The 22,795-nt window shown below is 69.8% G+C and carries 22 protein-coding genes and 1 pseudogene; 11 read left to right on the forward strand and 12 right to left on the reverse strand.

Features of this window, described 5'->3' with window-relative positions:
• Positions 1 to 54 precede the first annotated feature (54 nt).
• The 4 genes from F3T56_RS34525 to F3T56_RS34540 form a co-directional block, all read right to left on the reverse strand.
• A complete protein-coding gene (locus F3T56_RS34525; protein WP_149829291.1) occupies positions 55 to 885 on the reverse strand; it encodes a cupin domain-containing protein in 831 nt (276 codons plus the stop codon).
• Entirely contained in the window at positions 882 to 1,433 is a 552-nt protein-coding gene (locus F3T56_RS34530; protein ID WP_149829292.1) for an RNA polymerase sigma factor, read from the reverse strand. The genes F3T56_RS34525 and F3T56_RS34530 overlap by 4 nt, the downstream gene beginning before the upstream one ends.
• A 63-nt stretch (positions 1,434 to 1,496) precedes the next feature.
• The gene (locus tag F3T56_RS34535; protein WP_149829293.1) at positions 1,497 to 2,546 is read right to left on the reverse strand and encodes an esterase-like activity of phytase family protein; all 1,050 of its coding nucleotides are present in this window, start codon (positions 2,544 to 2,546) and stop codon (positions 1,497 to 1,499) included.
• A 60-nt stretch (positions 2,547 to 2,606) separates the two neighbouring features.
• Positions 2,607 to 3,560 carry a serine hydrolase gene (locus tag F3T56_RS34540; protein ID WP_149829294.1) on the reverse strand — a complete coding sequence of 318 codons (954 nt, stop codon included), beginning with the start codon at positions 3,558 to 3,560 and terminating at the stop codon, positions 2,607 to 2,609.
• Between the two features lie 400 nt (positions 3,561 to 3,960).
• On the opposite strand from F3T56_RS34540, the gene F3T56_RS34545 reads away from it, so the two are divergent.
• Together F3T56_RS34545 and F3T56_RS34550 are read left to right on the forward strand one after the other, a co-directional pair.
• Positions 3,961 to 5,208: an RNA-guided endonuclease InsQ/TnpB family protein gene (locus F3T56_RS34545; protein WP_149829295.1), complete on the forward strand. Its 1,248-nt coding sequence runs from the start codon at positions 3,961 to 3,963 to the stop codon at positions 5,206 to 5,208.
• Positions 5,209 to 5,424: 216 nt separating this feature from the next.
• Positions 5,425 to 5,754, forward strand: coding sequence for a hypothetical protein (locus F3T56_RS34550; protein WP_246204201.1), 330 nt, complete (start codon positions 5,425 to 5,427; stop codon positions 5,752 to 5,754).
• On the opposite strand, the gene F3T56_RS34555 is transcribed toward F3T56_RS34550, so the two are convergent.
• A complete protein-coding gene (locus F3T56_RS34555) occupies positions 5,755 to 6,060 on the reverse strand; it encodes a hypothetical protein (protein WP_149829296.1) in 306 nt (101 codons plus the stop codon).
• The gene (locus F3T56_RS34560; protein ID WP_149829297.1) at positions 6,051 to 6,272 is read right to left on the reverse strand and encodes a hypothetical protein; all 222 of its coding nucleotides are present in this window, start codon (positions 6,270 to 6,272) and stop codon (positions 6,051 to 6,053) included. The genes F3T56_RS34555 and F3T56_RS34560 overlap by 10 nt, the downstream gene beginning before the upstream one ends.
• A 178-nt stretch (positions 6,273 to 6,450) precedes the next feature.
• On the opposite strand from F3T56_RS34560, the gene F3T56_RS34565 reads away from it, so the two are divergent.
• Together F3T56_RS34565 and F3T56_RS48535 are read left to right on the forward strand one after the other, a co-directional pair.
• Positions 6,451 to 7,245, forward strand: a complete 795-nt coding sequence (locus F3T56_RS34565) for a helix-turn-helix domain-containing protein (RefSeq protein WP_149829298.1) — start codon at positions 6,451 to 6,453, stop codon at positions 7,243 to 7,245.
• Positions 7,238 to 7,378, forward strand: a pseudogene (locus F3T56_RS48535) (DUF397 domain-containing protein); the annotation flags it as partial. The gene F3T56_RS34565 and the pseudogene F3T56_RS48535, both read left to right, overlap by 8 nt.
• Before the next feature lie 55 nt (positions 7,379 to 7,433).
• Here the strand turns inward: F3T56_RS48535 and F3T56_RS34575 are convergent.
• A complete protein-coding gene (locus F3T56_RS34575; RefSeq protein WP_342787024.1) occupies positions 7,434 to 8,594 on the reverse strand; it encodes an acyltransferase family protein in 1,161 nt (386 codons plus the stop codon).
• A gap of 236 nt (positions 8,595 to 8,830) precedes the next feature.
• On the opposite strand from F3T56_RS34575, the gene F3T56_RS34580 reads away from it, so the two are divergent.
• Positions 8,831 to 9,154, forward strand: coding sequence for a hypothetical protein (locus F3T56_RS34580; protein WP_149829300.1), 324 nt, complete (start codon positions 8,831 to 8,833; stop codon positions 9,152 to 9,154).
• A gap of 139 nt (positions 9,155 to 9,293) precedes the next feature.
• Here the strand turns inward: F3T56_RS34580 and F3T56_RS34585 are convergent, their stop codons facing one another.
• Complete coding sequence (locus F3T56_RS34585) at positions 9,294 to 10,193, reverse strand: calcium-binding protein (protein ID WP_149829301.1); 900 nt, start codon at positions 10,191 to 10,193, stop codon at positions 9,294 to 9,296.
• 492 nt (positions 10,194 to 10,685) lie between these two features.
• Between F3T56_RS34585 and F3T56_RS34590 the strand changes: the two genes are divergently transcribed.
• The 4 genes from F3T56_RS34590 (at position 10,686) to rox (ending at position 16,247) form a co-directional block, all read left to right on the forward strand.
• Positions 10,686 to 11,489 (forward strand): endonuclease I family protein, encoded by an 804-nt coding sequence (locus F3T56_RS34590; protein WP_149829302.1) that lies wholly within the window; start codon positions 10,686 to 10,688, stop codon positions 11,487 to 11,489.
• A 179-nt stretch (positions 11,490 to 11,668) separates the two neighbouring features.
• Positions 11,669 to 13,840, forward strand: coding sequence for an ArnT family glycosyltransferase (locus tag F3T56_RS34595; RefSeq protein ID WP_246204202.1), 2,172 nt, complete (start codon positions 11,669 to 11,671; stop codon positions 13,838 to 13,840).
• 255 nt (positions 13,841 to 14,095) lie between these two features.
• Positions 14,096 to 14,590, forward strand: a complete 495-nt coding sequence (locus tag F3T56_RS50280; protein ID WP_425473697.1) for an integrin alpha — start codon at positions 14,096 to 14,098, stop codon at positions 14,588 to 14,590.
• A gap of 202 nt (positions 14,591 to 14,792) precedes the next feature.
• A complete protein-coding gene (rox, locus tag F3T56_RS34605) occupies positions 14,793 to 16,247 on the forward strand; it encodes a rifampin monooxygenase (protein ID WP_216373036.1) in 1,455 nt (484 codons plus the stop codon).
• Positions 16,248 to 16,249: 2 nt separating this feature from the next.
• On the opposite strand, the gene F3T56_RS34610 is transcribed toward rox, so the two are convergent.
• On the reverse strand, positions 16,250 to 16,942 hold the full coding sequence (locus F3T56_RS34610) for a TetR/AcrR family transcriptional regulator (RefSeq protein WP_149829305.1): 693 nt from the start codon (positions 16,940 to 16,942) through the stop codon (positions 16,250 to 16,252).
• 53 nt (positions 16,943 to 16,995) lie between these two features.
• Here F3T56_RS34610 and F3T56_RS34615 point away from each other — a divergent pair, with 53 nt between their 5' ends.
• Entirely contained in the window at positions 16,996 to 18,120 is a 1,125-nt protein-coding gene (locus F3T56_RS34615) for an FAD-dependent oxidoreductase (RefSeq protein WP_149829306.1), read from the forward strand.
• A 21-nt stretch (positions 18,121 to 18,141) separates the two neighbouring features.
• Here the strand turns inward: F3T56_RS34615 and F3T56_RS34620 are convergent, their stop codons facing one another.
• A complete protein-coding gene (locus F3T56_RS34620; RefSeq protein ID WP_149829307.1) occupies positions 18,142 to 19,836 on the reverse strand; it encodes a thiamine pyrophosphate-binding protein in 1,695 nt (564 codons plus the stop codon).
• Positions 19,833 to 20,807: an agmatinase gene (gene speB / locus F3T56_RS34625; protein ID WP_149829308.1), complete on the reverse strand. Its 975-nt coding sequence runs from the start codon at positions 20,805 to 20,807 to the stop codon at positions 19,833 to 19,835. The genes F3T56_RS34620 and speB overlap by 4 nt, the downstream gene beginning before the upstream one ends.
• Positions 20,808 to 21,061: 254 nt before the next feature.
• Between speB and F3T56_RS34630 the strand changes: the two genes are divergently transcribed.
• A complete protein-coding gene (locus F3T56_RS34630; RefSeq protein ID WP_149829309.1) occupies positions 21,062 to 21,856 on the forward strand; it encodes a phosphatase in 795 nt (264 codons plus the stop codon).
• Positions 21,857 to 21,868: 12 nt separating this feature from the next.
• On the opposite strand, the gene F3T56_RS34635 is transcribed toward F3T56_RS34630, so the two are convergent.
• Positions 21,869 to 22,747: an acyl-CoA thioesterase gene (locus tag F3T56_RS34635; protein WP_149829310.1), complete on the reverse strand. Its 879-nt coding sequence runs from the start codon at positions 22,745 to 22,747 to the stop codon at positions 21,869 to 21,871.
• Positions 22,748 to 22,795 lie beyond the last annotated feature (48 nt).

The following is a 22,795-nucleotide window of genomic DNA, read 5'->3' on the forward strand; positions in this document are numbered from 1 at the left end:
TCTGAGGGATCAGAGGGATCGGAGGGATCCGAGGGGTCACAGGGATCACAGGGATCACAGGGATCGGAACGAAGGGCCGAGCCGACGGCCGCTGTCGAAACGGTCCCGCGCAGTCACCAGCAGCGCCGTCGCCACCACCGCGACCGCCGCCGCCGCGCCCTGACCTTCGGCGGTGAAGGGCAGCGGCGTACCGGAGGCCAGCAGGCCGCTCAGCGCCACCAGGGCGGTCCAGCCGGCACCTACCAGCGCCGGCGCGAGCACGGGCCCCAGCCGGGCCGTCAAGGCGACCCCGGTCGAGGTCAGCGCGAGCGCCGGCAGCAGCCAGCCGAGCGCCGCCAGCCCGTACGACGGCAGCGTCAGGCTCGCCAGCCCGCTCAGTACCGTCGTCGTCGACAGCACGGCGACGGTCCGGATCATCAGCAGCCTGAAGGTGTGCGTCGGCGCGACCACGGCCATCTCGTACGTCGGGTCCAGCCCGGGGCCGAACGACACCGCCACCCCCACCAGCGGCAGCAGCGGCGCCGTGGCCAGCAGCATCAGCGGCGAGGCGGCCAGTCCCACGCCGACCGCGAGCAGCAGGGTGAGCACGACGGCGCCGAGCCAGGAGCGGCGCAGCACCGGAGTCGCCGCGAGCAGCCGCGCGGTGTGGTCGGCGACCCCAACCCGGATCAGCAGCGACTCGACCGGGCCGGGCCTCGGGGCGTCCAGTTCGGCGTCCAGCCGGGCCCAGCCCGCGTCGGTCTCGGCGGCCGGGACATGGGCCGTGAGCGCCGCCCGGCAGTCCGCGCAGGCGGCGAGGTGGGTCTCGACGGACCACAGCCGCGGCGCCGCCAGCACCCCGTGCGCGTACTCCCGCAGGTCCCCGTCATCGGCGTGCCAGCTCATGTCAGGCCCTCCCGCAACTGCTTCCGGGCGCGCATGGCCCGCGTCTTGACCGTGCCCGGCGGAATGCCCAGCAGAACGGCCGCCTCACGCGTCGTCAGGCCGTCGATCACCGTGGCCTGCAACACCGCCCGCAACTCCGGCGAGAGCCCGGCCAGCGAGCCCGCCAGGTCGCCGTGCCGCACCCGGGCCAGCACCTGTTCCTCGGCGGACTCCTCATCACGATGGCGCAGCCGGGCCAGCGCCTGGCGCAACCGGCCACGGGCCCCGTCGCCACGCAGCGCGTCCACCAGCCGACGCGATCCGATCCGCCACAACCAGCCCGCCACATCACCTTCGCGGCGATAGCGGGCGGCTCCCCGCCACACGTCGAGGAACGTCTCCTGTACGACGTCGTCGACGAGCACCGGATCGGCGCACCGCCCGCGCAGCCGCAGCACGAGCCACGGAGCGTACTGGCGGTACAGCTCCTCGAAGGCGCGACGGTCCCCGTCCGCGACGGCCCGCAACAGCTCGGCGTCGCCCGGACTCCCCCTGTTCGTTTCGCTCACACACCTTCATCGGACGAGGGGCCCCGAGCGGTTCACGCGACGGCGTTCTGATCGGCCGACGTGTCAGGCCACCCGGACCCGAAGGGAGTAGAAGCGAGTCGTCTGGGCGGCGTTCTGGTTGTCGTCACTCACCAGCAGGACGCGCAGCCGGCCGTGCCGTGCCCCCGTACCGCCGGTGATCGTCATGCCCTCGATGTTGTCGAGCAGCGGGTTCGGCTGCGGCTGCTTGGCGGTGGCGCCGAGGGTCGGGCAGTTCACGAGGTCGGCGAGGAGGGTCTTGCGGACGAGTCGTACGCCGTCGCCGTCCTGCCCGGTGAGTACGTCGACGTCGCTGGTGTCCGTGGCGTGGCGCGTCTCGGCGACGTAGAGGCGGACCGTGTTGCCGACGCCGGCCGTGAAGCCGCGCTCCAGCACGAGCAGCCGCCCGCCCGGGAGGCCCGCGACCTCGACGACTCCGAGCCCGCTGTCGGCGCGGTAACCGTACTGGGCCGCGAGCCGGAAGTCCTCGCCGCTGCCGTGCCGTTGCCAGGTCTGGAAGCGGACGACCCCGGTCGTGTCCCCGGTGAGCGCGCCCTCCATCGTGGCGAGCAGCGTACGGCCGCCGGGGAGGAGGGTGAGCCCCTCGAAGGTCTGGTTGGTGGCGGCGCGCCCGGCGGGGGCGACCTTCAGCTCGTCGGGCACGGGAAGGCTGCCGAGGGGTCGGCCTTCGCGGTCGTAGCGGCGTATGGACGGCTCGGTCTCGGAGGTGACGAGGCGGGTGCCGTCCCGGTCGACGACCAGGCCCTCGGAGTCGAGCGCCGTGCCGGTCTCGGTGGCGAGGGGGACGACACCCTTCGGCTGGAAGCTCCTGGCGTCGAGGGCGAAGAGGGAGGACCGGTCGGAGACGGCGAGCAGGGACCCGTCCCGGTCGACGGCGAGGGCGGAGAAGTTACCGACGAAGGTGCCCTCGTACGTCGTCTTGTCGAGGGCGTCGGAGTACGCGTCGATGGAGACGGACGACGAACAGGCGTGACTCTGCGGCGAGTCGGCGTGCACCGGCCCGGCGGCGGCGAAGGTGGTGGTGGCCGCGGCCAGGCCGGCGGTCAGGGTCGCGAGGAGGGTTCTGAGAGGCATGGCGTCACGGTAGGGCGACGCCGGTGATACGGAGATGGCCTCTCCGTGAACGTCCGGATATCAGCCGCCGGTCGGTACGCCCGGCACGGGCACGGTCGCTTCCTGAGGCTGGTTGGTGGGCACGTACCGCTGCGTGCTCGCGGACGTCGTGACGGGTACGAGGTCCTTGTGGATGACCTTGGCGACGTTCTGGATGGTGTTGACGCCGTACTTCATGTCGGGGTTGCCGTGGGTGAGGACGGTGATCGTGTAATCCCGTCCGCCGCCCTTGAACGTACCGACGCTGTGCACCCGCCAGCCGTGCGTGGCGCGGGACAGCCACCCGTTCTTGACGTGCACCTTCACGGTCGACGGCGCCCCGGCCGGGGTCCCCCAGCGCTGCGAGGAGACGACCTTGTTCATGAGCTTGAGGATGTAGGCGCGGGCGCTGTCGCTGAGGACGGAGTTCTTCGCGGTGAGGAGCGCCAGCAGCCGCTGCTCGTCCCGGACGGTGATCTGGGTGAGCCCCCAGTAGTTGTTGGCGCCCGGCTTGGTCTGGGTCATCTTGGCCGCGGTCAGGAAGGCCTGGATCTTCTTGACCCCGAGCTGCTTCCACAGGGTGCTGGTGGAGGCGTTGTCGGACTTGGTGATCATCGCGGTGGCGAGCTTGGCCTCGCGGTCGGTGAGGTACCGGTTGGTCTTCTTGGCGTCGTGGAGCAGCGCCGCGAGCACGGTCACCTTCACGACACTGGCCGAGTCGAACGCGGTGCCGCTCCGCAGGGTGCAGGTGGTGTTGGTGGCCCGCTCGAACAGCCCGACCGCCACGGTGCCCTTCCGCTTGGCGAGGGCTGCCGTGATGTCCTTCTTCAGCTTCGCGGCCAGCCCGGCCTGGTTCGACGTGCAGCTGACCTGCGGTGTCGTGGCGGAGGCCGGCGCCGCGCCCACGGCCAACGGTACGAGCAACCCGGCCCCGATCCCCGCGGCGAGCACACGGGCCCGTCTGGACGTCCGGGATATCCGGTGAGTCCGGGACATCCGGTAAGTCATGAGGCTTTCCCATCCCCTTGAGTGGTGAAGAACGCGCCACTCGCGCATTCACCTCACTCGACTCGCGGAGATGACCGAAAGTTGTACACGAGTTCGCACGAACTCCGGTGACCCGGTGGGGAGGGGGCACCCACGCCACTCAAGGAGGCTTCCTTTGCTGGTCCGTGAATCCTCGTTCACCGTCGAGCTCGGCGAGAACGGCTACCGGGATTCATTCGTAGTGCGTCGGGCTTCAGACCGGCGGTGAAGCGGATCCGGTGGTCGCGACGCGAAGCGTCGCGGTGGCCTTCCGGCGCAGCCGGGCAGAGAGCATTGGCCAGTAGCCGGCGACAGGTTGAACGAATGTTCTGCCTGGTGCTGGCGGGTCGGCCGTTTCTACGATGCTCGCATGCAGCTTCGATACGTCTTCAGGATGTACCCGGAGCCCGGCCAGCAGGGCGCGTTGGCGAGGGCGTTCGGGTGCGCCCGCGTCGTGTTCAACGACGCCGTGCGCGCCCGCCGCGACGCCCACGCGGCCGGCGAGCGGTACCCGACGTCCGCCGTGCTGTCCAAGACACTGATCACCCAGGCCAAGGCCCGCCCGGAGCGGGCCTGGCTCGCGGAGGTCTCCCAGGTCGTGCTCCAGCAGGCGCTGCGGGAGGCGGATGCGGCATACGCGAACTTCTTCGCCTCGTTGAAGGGGGAGCGGGCCGGGGCGCGGGTGGGTGAGCCGCGCTTCCGCTCCCGCCGGGACGCCCGTCAGGCGGTGCGGTTCACCGCGAACGCCCGCTGGAAGATCACCGAGGGCGGGAGGCTGCTGCTGCCGAAGATCGGAGCAATCAAGGTCAAGTGGTCGCGGGAGTTGCCCGTGAGGCCGTCGAGCGTGACGGTGATCAAAGATGCGGCCGGAAGGTACTTCGCCAGCTTCGTCATCGACACCGACCCCGAAACGGACCGGGAGCGCTGGGACGAGCCGGAGCCGGACGCCGTGATCGGCATCGACCTGGGCCTGACCCACTTCGCCGCCCTCTCGGACGGCACAAAGATCGACTCCCCGCGGTTTCTGCGCCGGGCGGAGAAGAAGCTGAAGAAGGCCCAGAAAGACCTTGCCCGCAAGCGGAAGGGATCGAAGAACCGCGAGAAGGCGAGAGTGAAGGTCGCCCAGGCGCACGCGAAGGTCGCCGACGCGCGCCGCGAGTTCCACCACCAGCTCTCCACGAAGCTGATCCGCGAGAACCAAGCGGTCGCGGTGGAGGACCTGGCGGTCAAAGGACTGGCGCGCACGAAGATGGCCAAGAGCGTGCACGACGCGGGCTGGTCACAGTTCGTGACCATGCTCGCGTACAAGGCCGAACGGTACGGCCGCATGTTCGTCAAGATCGATCGGTTCGAGCCGACCAGCCAGGTCTGCTCCGCCTGCGGCCACCGCGACGGCCCCAAACCCCTCGACGTGCGCGAGTGGACCTGCAGTGCCTGCGGGACCTTCCACGACCGCGACGTGAACGCCGCACAGAACGTGAAACAGGCCGCCGGACTGGCGGTGACAGCCTGCGGAGCGCGGGTAAGACCAGGACTCGTCCCGGCACAGCGCGAAGAAACAGGAAGCCACGGAATCCCTACAGGAACCTGCGCCGCGCAGCAGCACAGCACCCCGTAGGAACGGCCAGAATCCTCGCGCTTCAGCCCGAGGAGCATGTCAACTCATCGGCTTCACCGACGACGACTACGAGTACCCCCGCGAGGTGCCCTTCGGCTGGCGCTGCGGTCCGGCCACCGAAGCCAACGCCGTCGTCCTCACCACCACCGACACCGGCCCCCTCCGCATCACCGTCCAGGTCCACGACGCCCCGCCGACCCCGGAGACCGACGGCGAGTGGGAGCCCGCGGAGGAACTCAGCCTCGCCCCGACCTCCCCCACGTCTGCCTCGCGACCCTCGAACAGGGCGACATCATGGACGCCTGGCCGGACGACGAACCCCCGCTCTCCCCCTACACCTCCGTCGGCTGGGCGCGCATGCGCCTGTACTGCCCCGCCGACGACCCCGACCCCGGCATCGGCGACCACGGCGAACGCCACCTGATCCAGTTCTGGCCCGTACCCGAGGCCGCCCCTCCGATCCACCCCGAGATCACCGAGGAGGACCGTCAGGCCCGCGCCGCGTACGCCGTGGACATGGCGATGTCCGTGGAGGACTACTCCTAGCTAGTCCTTGTCGTCATCCGACGCGGAAAGGCGCGCACCCCGGCTCTCCGCGATCCGGTGGACGTCGGTCAGGGACTCGCTCATCCGTGCCAGCAGGAAACGGAGTTGGGGGACGGTCGCGCGTCTGTCGGCGAGCATGTCGGCCGCGTGGCCGAGGAGTTCACCGGCCATACCGAGCTGGACGGCCTCGATGTCGTCGGCCAGACGCGAGACATACCCCGTCCCCTCCCCGACCACGTAACACCGCTTGCCCCCGGCCCCCGTCCAGGGCAACAGCCGCGCCCCACCCGCACCGCTCACGTCCACGCCCCCGTCTCCCTCAGATACAGCGCCCGCCGCCTGGCCTCCTCAAGCCGGCACCACATCGGTTCATGGTCGGCGGCGAGCCAAGGGGGTACGCGCCCGCCGCCGCGCAGGGCCGGAGGGAGCGGGCCGAGGTGGTGGACGGTCGGGCCGGTGGGGGTGCAAGTCAGGCGTTTCCGCAGCGACTTGACCACGCGGGCGATACGGTTGCGCACGTCGTCAGCTCCGTTCTGGTTCAAGGGATTGCGCGGTTGATGGCCACGCCCCCGGACCGCTGCAACGGTCGCGGGGGTTCGCTTTGTGTAGCGAACCGCTCACAGACTGGGACATGCCCGGCTAGTCTCGCCAGGGGTCAGAAGGTGACAGCGCATTTGTCACATGGGGAGTTGAACGATGGGCACGATCTACGGCGACTGGCTCAAACAAAAGCGCGAAGAGGCCGGGCTGACGCAACAGCAGCTCGCCGACATGGCCGTCATGACGCGTTCGCACATCTCGCATATCGAGGCGGGACGTCGGGTGCCGTCCAAGGAGGACGCGCGACGCCTGGACAAGGCGCTGAACACGGGAAACGTGCTGAGTAGCTTCCTTCCGCAGGACGACGTGGCACTCCCCGACTACTTCGAGGCCGTACGCGCACTCGAACAACAAGCGGTGATGATCAGAGAGTTCGCCGTCTCGTTCGTACCGGGCATCCTTCAGACCAAGAGGTACGCAAGAGCGGTTCTGGGGACGGCCTTCCCTCCTGTGAGTGAAGAGGAATGTGACAAGCGCCTTGTCACACGCCTTGAACGCGCAAAGCTCCTCGATGATCCCGTGACACCTGCGGTCTGGGCACTGCTGGACGAAGCCGTGCTGCGACGTGTTGTCGGCAGCCCGGACATCATGGCGGAGCAGATCATGCACATCGTCCGCCTGGCGGAGAAGGGCAGGGTACGCATCCACGTACTGCCGTTCGCAGTCGGCTCTCACCCCATCATGCAGGGCATGTTGACGCTCATGACGTTCGAGGACCAGCCTCCGATGGGCTACGGCGAAGGCCTACACATGGGCAAAATCCACGACTCGCCCACTGCTGTAAGGCGGCTCGAAGGCATCTACGCTCTCGCACTGAGCGACGCGATGCCGCTGAAGGAGTCACTCGCCCTGATGCGAGCGACAGCAAAGGACTACGGACACGATGGCTGAACACTCGATACCCGACGCCACCGCTCTGGAGGGCTGGCGCAAGTCCTCCTACAGTGCGCCCGACGCCGGCAGCTGCCTCGAAATCCTCGACAACTACCCTTCCGGCATCCCCGTCCGCGACTCCAAAACCCCCCACGCCCCAGCCCTCCTCCTCTCACCCCCCAGCTGGTCCTCGTTCATCGCGTCCGTCAAACACGGGCTGCTCGGCCAGGACGCATGCCGAGCAGGAAGCGGGTCGGGCGGGTCCGGCGGACCGCGTACTCGTACAGCGCGAGGATCACGATCAGCGAACCGGTCACGATCGCCACGTACTTGACCACGATCGGCGCGGACCAGCCCACCACCCCGTAGGCGAAGGCGACGACGACCGGCTGGTGGAGGACGTACAGCGGCATCGCGGCGAGGGCGAGGTAGGCCCACAGCCGCTTGGACCGGCCACCGGCACGGGGTTCACGGGGGCGGTCCAGCAGCCCCAGGATCGCCACCACCCAGCACCAGCCCGCCGCCCCGAACAGCGCGCGGGTGGCGAGCGCCGACGGGGTCCAGTCGGTGAACGGGTCGCCGTCCCCCGCCATGAACCCGGGCGCGGTGGCGGCGAACAGGACGAGTCCCAGTGCCCCGACCGGTACGGCGAGTCGGCGCAGGGCGGCTCGGATGCGGGCGTCGTCGGCCAGGGCGTAACCGCTGAGGAAGAACAGCAGGTACGCCCAACGGTTCCAGCCCGCGAAGCTCTCCTCCATGCCCAGCAGCGCGTTGATCGCGGCCAGGGGCAGCGCGGGCTGCAGAAGCAGAGCGGGGCGGCGTGTCACCGCCGCTGCCACGTGCTCGCCGCCGGCCGCGAGCGCGGTCGCGAACGGTACGAGGACGAGGCAGAAGGTGAGGAGGAGGACGACGAACCAGAGGTGGCCGGTCTCGAAGTAACGGCCGTCGAGGAGGAAGGGGAAGTCGCTCAGGTCCACGTGGACGGTGAGGAAACGGGGCCAGAAACGCCAGTACGACTCGTCGTAGCCGGGGTCGGCGGCCCGCTCCCGCAACCACTGCGGCAGGGGATTGAGGGCGAGCGACGCGAAGAGCAGCGGCACGCCCAGGCGCAACAGCCGCTCACGGGCGAAGCCGGCCGGCCCCCGTCGGCGTATCGAGTGCCGTGCGCCGAGGCCCGCGACCAGGAACAGCATCGGCATCGCCCACACCACGGCGAGCCCGGCCAGTACGGTGACGGCGTCCGTCGTCTCCGCGTTCTTGACGTAGAAGTCGTCGTCCGGGGAGAAGACGAGCGCGGGCGTGGAAGAAGACCAGGCCGAGCACGACCACCACGCGCAGTATGTCCAGTTCGCGACGCCGGGGAACAACCGCCGACGTCTCGGCCTCCGCAGTCATCTCCCCAGTGTGGGCAAGGGCCCGCCTGGACGACAGCGTTCCTGCGGGCGTTCCTGCGGGCGGGGGCGCCGGGCTCGCGTTCCCTTACCGGAAAGTCATGGACACGCCGAAAGAATCTTGGTTAGCCTCGCTGATGACCATTGCCTGGGCCCCGTTCCGGGGTTCTCGCCGCCTGCCCGGCAGGCACAAAAAAATCGGGGAACACATCATGAATATGAAGAAGTTGGCCTCACTCGCCATGACTCCGCTCGTAGTGGGGGGCATCGCCGTCGCCGTGCCGATCGCGGGCGCGACCGCCGCCAGTGCCGTACCGAGCCAATGTCAGGTGGGCAAGCCGAACGAGAACACGGGGTTCGCGATCTGCCGCGCCGGCACCGGCCAGGTGCGGGTCAAGGTCACCTGTGAGGACGGCATCACGGGCAACCGCCACTTCGCGTACGGCCCGTGGAAGGGTGTCGACAAGAAGTCGCAGGTCGCCTGCGGCGCCCCCCAGCGGTACATCGTGGCGCTGGTCGACTACCAGCGCCGCTGACCCCAGGGTCACAGCATGCCCAGGGCCTGTCCCACGGATCACACGACCCGGCGGACAGGCCCTGGTGTCCCTGCGTGAACCACCGCGTGAACCACCGCGAGGACGAACGCGAGGACGAACGCGAGGACGAGCGCGAGAACTACTGCTGGACCTTGTCGCGGCCCGGACCGCCGGAGAGGGTGTCGGTGCCCTGGCCGCCGTACAGCGTGTCGTTGCCGTTGTTGCCGTAGAGCGCGTCGTTGTCCTGGTCGCCCCAGAGGGTGTCGTTGCCCTCGTTGCCGTAGAGGCGGTCGGCGCCCCGATTGCCGTGCAGCTTGTCGTTGCCCGTGCCACCGTTGAGGACATCCCGGCCCTGCTTGCCGTAGACGGTGTCGTTGCCGGACTCGCCGTACAGGACGTTGCCATCGGCGTCCCCGGTGAGGGTGTCGTCGCCCGCGCCGCCGTAGCAGTCCAGCGCGCAGCCGGTGATGGTGTCGTGGCCCTTGCCGCCGTAGGGGCCGACCCCCCAGACACCACCGCCGCCGTTGAGCCGGTCGTTGCCGTCCTCGCCCTTCAGTACGGGGGCGCCGGAGGCCGAGTCGATGAAGTCGCTGCCGGGGCCGCCGTAGATCGTGGCGTAGGCGCTGTTGCCGGCGGGGATCGTCACCGTGTCGTCGCCGTCGCGAACGGTGACGTCGTAGATGTCGGTGTCGTCGGAGTTCTGCGGGATCTCGACCGCGCACTGGACGACGGTACGGTCGCTCGCCGACGGGAAGACGCACTCGTCCCACTCCGCCGCGTTCGACTCGATGGCCATCTCGTAGCGGTCGTCGAAGGTGAGGACGTAGACGTACTCCCATTCGCTCCGCTGCTCGACCTTCGCCGAGATCGTGAGGTCGTTGGTCTGGCCGGGGGCGGCCTTGTACCAGAGTTCGCCGCCGTCGTGGACGAGGGTGGCCGGGCCGGGAGCCGCCGCCTGGGCGGTGGGCGCCGCGAGCAGTGCGCCGCCCAGGGCGAGGGCGGCGGTCGCCGTGGCGACGATGGTCCTGTACGTGGACATGCAGAAACCCTTCGCGAATGCGGATTGGGGAGGGGCGGTAGTTGCTTCGGTCGCCCATTCAGACACGGGCCGGGGGCGAAGGTTGTACCGAAAACCGGCCCGTCCCGGTCCCGTGGCGGCGCGATCCCTGCACGAGCACACCAATTGGCAGCTACGTCTCGGCGTTACGCCCCGAACAAGCCGTACCGCCGAGACAGAACTGCCAATCGCCGCCTGCCCACCGCGACTCCACCCCCTCCTCGGGCCGTACGCAACACACCCGATTCCCCACGTCAATTGGGGTCCCCCCTTGAGTCGGGGCATGGAAAGGGCAGTGGGGGCACGGGAGTTGCCCCGTTCCCCATAACGTCACCAAACCGCCCTCTCCCCGTAACACACGCACTGACCCGTCCATGCCAATCTCTCGGTTACCCACACAGTCAACCCGCGTAGACCGAGGCTCCCCGAACCAACTCCTCGTGCTGCGCGGCCCTCTGGGAAGGGACACCCCACATGCCCGCTGCGCGGATACGCAGTTGGAAGACGATCGCACTCGCGACGTCGGCCGTGCTCGTCGGTCTCGTCCTGCCGACGGCCACCGCCGCCCCCGCCTCGGCGACGACGACCGCGTACGACGACACGTACTACGCGAACGCCATCGGCAAGACCGGTACGGCCCTGAAGTCCTCGCTGCACACGATCATCAGCGACCAGTCGACGCTCTCGTACTCGGCACTCTGGAACGCGCTGAAGGTCACCGACCAGGACCCCAACAACAGCAGCAACGTGAAGCTGCTGTACTCCGGCATCTCACGCAGCAAGACCCTCAACGGCGGTAACTCCGGCAACTGGAACCGTGAGCATGTGTGGGCCCAGTCCCACGGCGACTTCGGCACCTCCGCCGGCCCCGGCACCGACCTCCACCACATCCGCCCCGAGGACGTGACGGTCAACTCCATCCGCGGCAACAAGGACTTCGACAACGGAGGCAGCAGCTTCACCAACTCCGGTGGCAGCCTCACCGACTCGAACTCCTTCGAGCCCCGTGACGCCGTCAAGGGCGACGTGGCCCGCATGATCCTCTACATGGCCGTCCGGTACGAGGGGGACGACGGCTGGCCCAACCTGGAGCCCAACGACTCCGTCAACAACGGCGGCACCCGCTTCCACGGCCGCCTCTCCGTCCTGAAGGCATGGAACGACGAGGACCCGCCGGACTCCTTCGAGGAGCGCCGCAACGAGCTCATCTACACCAACTACCAGGGCAACCGGAACCCGTTCATCGACCACCCGGAGTGGGTCGAGTCGATCTGGTAGACGCCGGATCACGGAAGACGTATGAGACGTATGAGATGTACGCGATGTACGTGACATACGAGACGGTACGAGACGTATGAGGCGAGCTCCCGGTCCGGTGACCGGGAGCTCGTCGTTTTCACAGGCGGCTGCCAGGTACGCCACAGTGCTCACCCATGCCGCCGCCGCACGGTGCACTGGTGACATCTGCCACCGATCCACACCCCCACATGACCGACACCACCACCACGCCGGCGACCACGCCCGATCCTCCGGAGCCACCGGCGACCGCCGGGCCTCCGGAGAAGGCACCGCGCTGGTCGCTCCCCGCCCTCCTCGGGATCATGGTCCTGGCGGCGGTGCTGTACTCCTGGAACCTGTCCTCCTCCGGCCTGAACAGCTACTACAGCGCCGCCGTGCTGAGCGGCACGCAGAGCTGGAAGGCGTGGTTCTTCGGCTCGCTGGACGCGGGGAACTTCCTGACCGTCGACAAGCCGCCCTTCGTACTGATGGTGATGGGCCTGTCCTGCCGGATCCTCGGCTTCGGGACCTGGCAGATGATGGCGCCGCTGATCGCCTCCGCGCTCGGCACGATCTGGATCCTGCACACGTCGGTGAAGCGGGTGTGGGGCCACGGGGCGGCGGCCATCGCGGCGCTCGTCCTCGCCCTCACGCCCATCACGGTCGCCATCAACCGCGACAACAACCCCGACACCCTCCTCGTCTTCCTGATGGTGGCGGGCGCGGCCCTCGCCCTGCGTGCCGTGCACAACGGCAAGCTCCTGCCGCTGCTCGGCTCGGCGGCCTGCTTCGGTCTCGCCTTCAACACGAAGATGCTCCAGGGCTACATCGCCCTGCCTGCCGTCTTCGCCGTCTACCTGTACGCGGCGAACACCGGCCTGGTGAAGCGGATCGTGAACCTGGCCCTCGCGGGCGTGGCGCTCGCCGTCGCCAGCTTCTGGTGGGCGGCGGCCGTGTCCCTCGTCCCCGCCGACGAGCGGCCGTACATCGGCGGCTCCACGGACGGCACCGCCTGGGACCTGATCATGGGCTACAACGGCCTCGGCCGGATCCTCGGCGGCGAGGGCAACGGCGGAGGCGGTGGCGGCGGGGGCGGCGGTTTCTCCGGCACGGCCGGTCTCGGCCGGATGTTCAACGACGTCCTCGGCGGCCAGATCTCCTGGCTGCTCCCCTTCTCGGCCATCGCGCTCATCGGCGGCCTGGTCCTGTGCGGCCGCGCCCCGCGTACGGACCTGACGCGCGCCGCGCTGGTGATGTGGGGCGGCTGGACGGCCCTGCACTACCTGACCTTCAGCCTCGCCGAGGGCACGATGCACCCGTACTACACGACCGCGCTCGCCCCCGGTATCGCGGCCCTGTGCGCGGGCGGCGGCCTGATGCTGCTGCGCGCCTTCCGCGCCGACAAGCGGTGGCTGTGGGTGCTGCCGGCGGCGTTCGCGGTCACGGGTGCCTGGGCGGTGGTTCTCCTGCGCCGGGCCACCGACTGGAACACCTGGCTGTGGCCGACGATCGCGGTCGTCATGGCTCTCGCCGTGGTCGGCCTGATCGTCTTCCGCTCCGGCAACCGCGTACGTCTCCTGGCCGCGTCCCTCACCGCCGCGATCGTCGCCTCGGTCGCGGGCCCGGCCGCGTACGCCGCCACCGAACTCTCCGCCACGGGCGGCGGCATGGGCGGCACCAACCCGACGGCCGGTCCTACGACGGGCAGCGGCGGCATGGGCGGCGGCGGCAATCGGGCGGGCGGCGGCGGTCCCGGTGGGGGCGGCTTCCCGGGCGGCGGCCAGGACGGCCAGACGGGTGGCCAGGCGAACGGCCAGGCGAACGGCCAACAGCAGGGCAACGGCCAGACGGGCACGCCCCCGAGCGGCGCCCCCGGTGGCACGGGCGGCACCCAGCAGAGTGGCGGCACGAGCGGCGGCCCCGGCGGAGCCATGGGCGGTGGTGGTGGCATGGGCGGCACCGCCAGCAGCGAACTGATCTCCTACCTGAAGAAGAACCAGGACGGCGCCAAGTGGCTACTGGCGGTCTCCAGTTCCCAGAGCGCGGCCCAGCTCATCCTCAGCAGCGGCGAACCCGTCATCTCCATGTGGGGCTGGTCCGGCAGCGACCAGGCCATGACCCTGACCAAGCTCAAGGAACTGGCCAAGGCCGGCGACCTCCACTACATCCAACTCGGCGGTGGCATGGGAGGCGGCCCCGGCGGCAACTCCACGCTCAGCTCCGCGGTGACCGCCTGGGTCCAGGAGAACGGCACGGCGGTGGAGGCGAGCGAGTACGGCGGAAGTTCGACGTCGGGTGACAGCAGCCAGTCGGCGAGTGTCTACCGCCTGGACCCGTCGGACGTGAAGTAGGCACAGATCCATACCGCTGACCCACGAGAGCCCCTGGACGAACTCACGTCCAGGGGCTCTCCGTCAGTTACTCACCCATGACATCCACACGTACAACCGGTGAACCCTCATTCCTGTCGGACTAACGGACGCGGCGCTTCCGCCACGCCGGACCCCACCGACCCGAAGGGCACGTGCATGTCACGAGCAGAAGCAGAAGCAGAAGCAGAAGCAGGAGCAGGAGCAGGAGTACGACGCAGTACCCGCGCGGCACGAGTGAGCGCGCCCTTGGCCGCGGTGGTGCTGCTGGCCGGAGGCCTGACCGCCTGGTCGCTCGGCCCGGCCTCGGCGGCCCCCGGATCGTTCGCATCGGTGGACGTGGCGGACGACTTCAACGGGGACGGGTACGCCGACCTGGTCATAGGCGCCCCGGACGCCACGGTGTCCGCGAAGGCCAAGGCGGGCTATGTGGCCGTCATGTACGGCTCGAAGAGCGGGCTCTCCACGACGAAGAGGAAGCTCGTCAGCCGTTCGACGAGCGGCGTGCCCGGCTCCGCCACCGCGAACCAGCGCTTCCCCTCGTCGGTCATGAGGGACTGCCCCGGCGTCAGATCCATGGTGGCCTGCGTCGCGGGCGGGATCACGTCGGCGATCCTCTCCGACAAGGTGGGCACACAGCTCCGCGAGGCGGCCGGTCCACCGAACGGGTCCGGCTGGGCGGACGGCAGAGACAGCGCCGACGCGGACTCGGGCGGCTTCGACGGCGACTGAACGCGGGGACGTGGCTGGGAAAGGGTTGGACGGGGTGATGCCCCGGCTTGTAGCTTGCGGTGGACCGTGACACCACCTGAGGAGGTGAGACCCATGAACGCTGTATCGATGTGGGTGCTCCCCCTTCCCGTCACGGCCGGCGATTGACGTAGGTGTCGCCGGGAGCGCCTCGCCAACAAGGCACTCCCGAAAGGCAACACCTATGGACTCTCGCGCGCCCCTCATGTTCGACGTGGTCATTGCCGGGTGCGGGCCGACCGGCGCGATGCTGGCCGCCGAACTGCGGCTGCACGATGTGCGGGTACTCGTTCTGGAGAAGGAAACCGAGCCCAAGTCGTTCGTCCGCATAGTCGGTCTGCATATTCGCAGCATCGAGCTGATGGCAATGCGCGGACTGCTGGACCGCATTCTCGAACACGGAAGACAGCGTCCGGCCGGCGGTTTCTTCGCCGCCATCCCCAATCCCGCGCCCAGGGGCCTGGATTCCGCGTACGCCTATCTGCTGGGCATCCCGCAGCCGGTCATCGAGCGCCTGCTCGAAGAGCATGCGATCCAACTGGGTGCGCAGGTCCGGCGCGGTTGCGCGGTCTCCGGCTTCGAGCAGGACGACGAGGGTGTGACCGTCGAGCTGGCCGACGGCGAACAGCTGCGTGCGCGCTATCTCGTCGGCTGTGACGGCGGGCGCAGTACGGTGCGCAAACTGCTCGGCGTCGGCTTCCCCGGCGAGCCGTCGCGGACCGAGACGCTGATGGGCGAGATGGAAGTGGGTGTGCCGCAGGCGGAGATCGCCGCCAAGGTGACCGAAATCCACGAGACCGATAAGCGATTCTGGCTCAGGCCCTTCGGCGAAGGGGCATATAGCGTCGTAGTCCCCGCCGCGGGAGTCGGCGATCGCGCGGAACCGCCCACCCTCGAGGATTTCAAACAACAGTTGCGCGCCGTCGCCGGAACCGATTTCGGCGTGCACTCCCCGCGCTGGTTGTCCCGCTTCGGGGATGCCACCCGGCTGGCCGAACGTTATCGGGTCGGGCGGGTGCTGCTGGCCGGCGATGCGGCACACATCCATCCACCCATCGGCGGACAGGGCCTCAACCTGGGCGTTCAGGACGCATTCAACCTCGGCTGGAAACTGGCCGCACAGATCCGCGGCTGGGCGCCGGAAACACTCCTGGACACCTACCAGGCCGAACGTCATCCGGTCGCCGAGGACGTGCTGGACAACACCCGCGCCCAGATGGAACTGCTGTCCACCGAACCGGGCCCGCAGGCCGTGCGCAGGCTGCTCACCGAACTGATGGACTTCGACGAGGTGAACCGCCATCTGATCGAGAAGATCACCGCGATCGGTATCCGCTACGACTTCGGTGAAGGCCCCGACCTGCTCGGCCGCCGCCTGCGCGACATCGACGTGAAACAGGGCCACCTCTACGGTCTGCTGCATCGCGGCCGCGGCCTGCTGCTGGACCGCACCGAACGCCTGACCGTCGGCGGCTGGTCGGACCGGGTCGATCACCTCGCGGATCCCACTGCGGTACTGGATGTTCCGTGCGTCCTGCTACGCCCCGACGGCCACGTCGCCTGGATCGGCGACGATCAGCAGGACCTGGACGACCACCTCTCCCGCTGGTTCGGCAAGCCCGGGGCCGGTAGCGACTGACGTCACACCGGGGGCCGGGTGAGTTTGGCGGCCACGGCGTCGAGGACCCAGTCCAGGCCGGTCGCGAAGGATGCCTCGGCGTCCACGTCCGTGCCGTCGTACACCGCCTTGGCCAGCGCCGGGAAGCGGCCCGTGGCCAACATTCTCGTCACATGCGGGCCGGAGGCGCGCTGCCAGTCGCGCTTGGACAGGCCCGTGGCGCGCTCGGCCCGCAGGTTCGCGATCTCGCGCCTGATCGCGCCGGTGAAGTAGGCGCTGACAGTCTCCACCGCGCGCATGACGGTGTCGATGTCGGCGAGGCCGTCGACGGCGGCCAGCGTGGCCTCGGTCACGGCGAGGCCGTTCGGGCCCAGGCTCGGGCGGCCGCCGAGAAGGTCGGCCAGCCATTCGTGACGGAGAGCGGCCTGCCTCGTGCGGTGGGCGAGGATGCCCAGCGTCTCCCGCCAGTCACCGGACGGCTCCTCGGGAAGAATCTCGGCCTGGACCTCGTCCACCATGAGGTCGAACAGCTCCTCCTTGGTGGAGATGTATCCGTACAGCCGCATCGGGCCGGCGTCCAGCCGGGCGGCGACCTTGCGCAACGACACCGCCTCCAGCCCGCCCTCGTCGGCCAGCGCGATGGCGGCGGCGACGATCCGCTCCCGGTCAAGCGGCACGGGGCGAGTCGGCGGCTCCGGCCGGTCCCACACAGTCATGATGACATCGTACTGTTGCCATGCACCGTATACGAGCAATACGGTGTATCGATATGAGACATCGCATCGCAGTGGTCGGGAGCGGGCCCGCCGGCCTTACCTTCGCCCGCGTCCTGCACCGCCATGACCACCCCGTCACCGTCCTCGAACGCGATCCCGCCCCCGACGCCCGCCCCCCGGGCGGCACGCTGGACCTGCACGAAGGGCTGGGCCAGCTCGCGCTGGACAAGGCGGGGCTGCTGGCGGCGTTCCAGACGCTGTCTCGTCCCGAGGGGCAGGCCATGCGCATCCTGGACACGGACGGGACCGTCCTGCGCGACTGGCGACCCCGTCCAGATGACCGGGCCAATCCCGAGATCGACCGCGGGCAACTCCGCGACCTGCTGCTCGGCCCTCTCGACGTCCGGTGGGGCCGGGGCGTGACGCAGGTGGTGCCGGGGACCCGGGATGGCGTACTGGTCCATTTCGCGGACGGGCGACAGGAGACGTTCGACCTCGTGGTCGGCGCGGACGGCGCCTGGTCCCGGGTCCGCCCGGCAGTCTCGTCGGTGGCGCCGCACTACACCGGCGTCACCTCGATCGAGTCCTCCCTCGACGACGTCGACACCCGTTACCCTGACCTCGCCCGGCTGATCGGCGACGGTTCCCTGGCTGTGTATGGCATGAACCGAAGCCTCGTCGCCCAGCGCAACAGCGGCGGCCACGTGAAGGTGTACACCAAATTCCGTGCGCCGCTGGACTGGCACACGAACCTGGACCTGGCCGACGTCGAGGCCGTGCGATCGAGCCTGCTGGCTCTGTTCGACGGCTGGGCCGCTCCCGTCCTCGCCCTCCTCCGTCACGGCACCGCTTTCGTCCACCGCCCCCTCTACGTCCTGCCCGTGTCCCACACCTGGACCCACGTCCCCGGGGTGACGCTACTGGGCGACGCCGCCCACCTGATGCCCCCCTTGGGGGCGGGTGCGAACCTCGCGATGCTGGAAGGCGCCGAACTCGCCGAGTCCATCGCCGCCGCCCCCGGCCCTGGAGATCTGGACGAGGCCGTCCGCGCCTTCGAGGAACAGATGTGGACACGGGCCGGCAGGTGGGCGGAAATCACGACGGCCGGTCTGGAACGCCTCGTGAGCCCGGACCCCGCCGAAGCCCTCGCCCTCTTCGACGAAGTCCAGCCATCCTGACTGCCAAGTTTCCGACGTGCGCTAGTTGTCACCCAGGTGCGTGGGCGCGAACATCCGCAACACGGCCGGGAGCACGACCACCGAAGGTCCCGGCGCGGCCAGGGCCTTCGCCAGGTCGTCCGCGAGCGTCTCGGGGGTCGTCCGTACCCCCGGTACGCCGAACGACTCCGCCAGCGCCACGAAATCCGGCCGCGTCAGCTCCGTACCGGTCGTCTCCCCGAACGCGTCCGTCATGTACTCGCGCAGGATCCCGTAGCCGCCGTCGTCGACGATCAGCCAGGTGACGTCGAAGTTGTACTGCCGGGCCGTGGCCAGCTCGGCGATCGAGTACAGGGCGCCGCCGTCGCCCGAGACGGCCAGCACCGGCTGCGTCGGGTCGGCGGCCGCCGCGCCGAGGGCCGCCGGGAAGGCGTAGCCGAGGCCGCCCGAACCCTGGGCCGAGTGCATGGTGTTGGGGTACTTGGCGTCGAAGGCCGACCAGGCCCAGTACGCCAGGATCGTCATGTCCCAGAAGGAGGGCGCTCGGGGCGGCAGCGCCCGCCGGATGGACGCCAACAGGTCCTGTTCCAGGGTGAGTTCCTGGGCGTCGATGCGCTCGCGCACCCGGTCGAGCACCTCGCGGACGCGGGCGGGCGCCGACGCGTCCTCCCGGGGCTCCTCGATCGTCTCCAGCAGCGCCTGCAGCGCAAGCCGCGCGTCCGCGTGGATGCCGAGGGCCGGATGGTTGGACTCCAGCTTCCCCAGATCCGCCTCGATCTGGATCACCCGGCCGCGCGGCTTGAACGTGTGGTAGTTGGAGGACAGTTCACCCAGTCCCGACCCCACCACCAGCAGTACGTCCGCGTCCTCCAGGAAGTCCGTGGTGTGCCGGTCCTCCAGCCAGGACCGCAGCGACAGCGGATGCGTCCACGGGAACGCGCCCTTGCCGCCGAACGTGGTGACGACCGGCGCCGACAGCCGCTCCGCCAGCTGCCGCAGCTTGCCGGACGCGTCCGCCCGTACGACCCCGCCACCCGCGATGATCGCGGGACGAACGGCCTTCGTGAGCGAGTCGGCGGCCACGGCGGTCAGTTCGGGGCGCGGGGGCAGCTCCTCGGGGAAGGCGTCGCCACCCGTCACCATGGGGATCGGCGTCTCGGCCAGCAGCACATCCTGCGGGATCTCCACCCACACCGGCCCGTGCGGGGCGGTCAGCGCCGACTGCCAGGCGGCGGCGATCGCGGAGGGGATCTGGGACTGCGTACGCACGGTGTGCACGGACTTGACGACGCCCCTGAACGAGGCCGACTGGTCCGGGAGTTCATGCAGATAGCCGTGGCGGCCGCCGCCCAGCCCCGTCACCGGGATCTGGCTGCTGATGGCGAGAACGGGGGCGGAGGCCGAGGCCGCCTCCTGGAGCGCGGCGAGCGACGTCAGCGCGCCCGGCCCCGTCGACAGCAGCAGCGGCGCCGCCTCACCCGTGATCCGGCCGTACGCGTCCGCCGCGAACCCCGCGTTGTTCTCGACCCGGAGGCCGATGTAGCGCAGATCGCTCCGGCGCAGGGCGTCGAACATGCCCAGCGCGTGCTGGCCCGGCAGCCCGAACACCGTCGTCGCGCCGAGCCCGGCCAGCGTCTCCACGACCAGGTCTCCGCCGTTGCGCCCGGGGGGAGGGCTCAGGGCAGCCGATATCTGGGCCCCCGTAGGGCGGAGCACCAGGTCATGGTCGTGGGTCACTTCGCTGCCTTCTCCTGCGCAATCCGGCGGGTCATGATCGTGGTGAGTTCGTACGCCGTGTGGGACGCGGCCACCGCGGTGATCTCGGCGTGATCGTACGCGGGCGCCACCTCGACGACATCGGCGGAGACCAGGTTGCAGGAGGCCAGGCCCCGCAGGATCTCCAGCAGCTCCCTCGACGTCATGCCGCCGGCCTCGGGCGTCCCCGTACCCGGCGCGTGGGCGGGGTCCAGGCAGTCGATGTCGATGGAGATGTACAGCGGACGGTCGCCGATGCGCTGCCGCAGCTGGTCGGCGACCTCGTCCACGCCGCGCCGCATGACGTCCGCCGACGTGACGATGCCGAAGCCCAGCTTTCCGTCGTCGTCCAGGTCCTTCTTGCCGTACAGGGGGCCGCGGATGCCGACGTGCGAGAGCGCCTCCGTGTCGAGGATGCCCTCCTCCACCGCCCGCCGGAAGGGGGTGCCGTGCGTGTACTCCGCGCCGAAGTACGTGTCCCAGGTGTCGAGGTGGGCGTCGAAGTGCAGCAGCGCCACCGGGCCGTGCCTCTTGGCGACCGAGCGCAGCAGCGGGAGAGCGATGGTGTGGTCGCCGCCGAGGGTCATGAGCCGCGCGCCGGTCGCCAGCAGTTCGTCGGCCGCCGCCTCGACGGTCTCCACCGCCTCGTTGATGTTGAACGGGTTGGCGGCGATGTCACCGGCGTCCGCGACCTGGGCGAGCGCGAACGGGGAGGCGTCCTGCGCCGGGTTGTAGGGCCGCAGCAGCCGGGACGCCTCACGGATCGCGTTGCCGCCGAAGCGGGCGCCCGGCCGGTACGAGACACCGCTGTCGAACGGCACGCCCACGACCGCGACATCGGCCCGCCCGCCCACCTCGTCGAGGCGCGGCAGCCGGGCGAAGGTCGCGGGCCCGGCGTACCTCGGGAGCCGGGAGGAGTCGACGGGGCCGCGGGGCGTCTCGATGCTGCTCATGGGTACTGCCTTCTTCCTGCATATGCTTCATCGCGTATGCATTGATATGCACAAACATGCACTGATACGTACTACTGGACGCGACTCTACTGGTGAGCCGGGGCCGGCTCGGACACGGGTTCGGGCGGCTGGCCGGTCGCTCCCAACGGATCGGCCGTTGCGCCGCGTTGCTGAAGACGGACCGAAGAGTGACGCAGATCCCAAGCGGCGGCCACGCGGAGGACTCCCACAGTCGTCTGCCTCACAATGGGGGCATGCCGATATCCGGGATCCCCAGCCGCGCCCAGCTCGTCGAGCACCTCGTACGGACGCGTATCGCGGGCGACGTCGCCACGCCGCGCGAGAACAACCTCTCCCACTACCGCGAACTGGCCAACGGCAACCGCCACTACTGGCTGGGCCTGGAGCTCGGCGACCGCTGGAGCGACGAGCAGGACGTGCTGGCCGTGATGGCGGAGCGGGTCGGCGTGAACGACGACCCCGGGTACCGGTACGGGCAGGACACGATCGACCCGGATCTGACGGTCGACGCGCTGGAGCGCATGGCGGCGCGGCTGCGCAAGGCGGCCGACGGCGAGCAGCGGGTGCTGTTCGCCACCGGCCACCCCGGCGGCCTTCTGGACGTGCACCGGGCCACGGCGCAGGCGTTGCGCGCGGCGGGCTGCGAGATCGTCGTCATCCCGGACGGCCTGCAGACGGAGGAGGGTTACGTGATGCAGTTCGCGGACGTCGCCGTCCTCGAACACGGCGCCACCCTCTGGCACACCCACTCCCCCGAGCCGATGCGGGCCATCCTCCGGGGACTTGAGGGCGCCGGCCGCCCGCTGCCCGACCTGGTGGTCGCCGACCACGGCTGGGCGGGCTGCGCGGGCCAGCTCGGCATCGACTCCGTCGGTTACGCCGACTGCAACGACCCGGCCCTCTTCCTCGCCGAGTCCGAGGGCACCCTCCAGGTCGCGGTCCCGCTCGACGACCATGTGGTCAGCCCGCGCCACTACGACCCGATGACGGCGTACCTGCTGGAACAGGCGGGGCTCAACGAGGTGTAACCGACTGGGGGCCTACTGCGTCTTCGGCCTCGGCACGCGTACGACCCCCTCCTGGATGACCGAGATCGCGAGCCGCCCGTCCTGGGTGTAGATCCGGCCCTGGCCGAGGCCGCGGCCGGCCGACGCGGACGGCGACTCCTGGTCGTACAGGAGCCATTCGTCGGCGCGGAACGGCCGGTGGAACCACATGGCGTGGTCCAGCGACGCCCCGACCACGTCCCCCACGGCCCAGCCGCCGCGCCCGTGCGCGAGCAGGATGGAGTCGAGGAGCGTCATGTCGGAGACGTACGTGGCGAGGACGACGTGCAGGAGGGGGTCGTCGTCGAGCTTGCCGCCCGCGCGAAACCACACCTGCGAGCGCGGTTCGCGGGGTTCGCCGTAGCGGCCGTAGGGCGGATCGTCGACGTACCGCAGGTCGACGGCGGCCCGCGCCTCCAGCATCCTCTCGACGACGGCCGGGGCGAGGTCGTACGACGGCAGCCGTTCCTCGGCGGTGGGGAGGGTCTCCGGGGCGGGCGCGGCGGGCATGGGGGCCTGGTGTTCGAGGCCCTCCTCGTACCGCTGGAAGGACGCGGAGAGGGCGAAGATCGGCTGCCCGTGCTGGACGGCGACGACACGGCGCGCGGTGAAGGAGCGGCCGTCGTTCATGCGGTCGACGGTGTAGACGATGGGCGCGCCCGCGTCGCCGATGCGCAGGAAGTACGCGTGGAGGGAGTGCGGCAGTCGGTCCTCGGGGACCGTCCGCCCGGCGGCGACGAGCGCCTGGGCAGCGACCTGCCCGCCGAAGACGCGCGGAACGATGGCGGGCCGGGACCGGCCGCGGAAGATGTTCTCCTCGATCTGCTCGAGGTCGAGCAGATCGAGGAGATCCTGAAGTGGTGCCTGACTCATGAGGTCAGTTGTACTGGACAGTAATTTCCGGGACCTTACAGACCCAAG

Source organism: Streptomyces tailanensis (genome assembly GCF_008386495.1).
GTDB lineage: Bacteria > Actinomycetota > Actinomycetes > Streptomycetales > Streptomycetaceae > Streptomyces > Streptomyces tailanensis.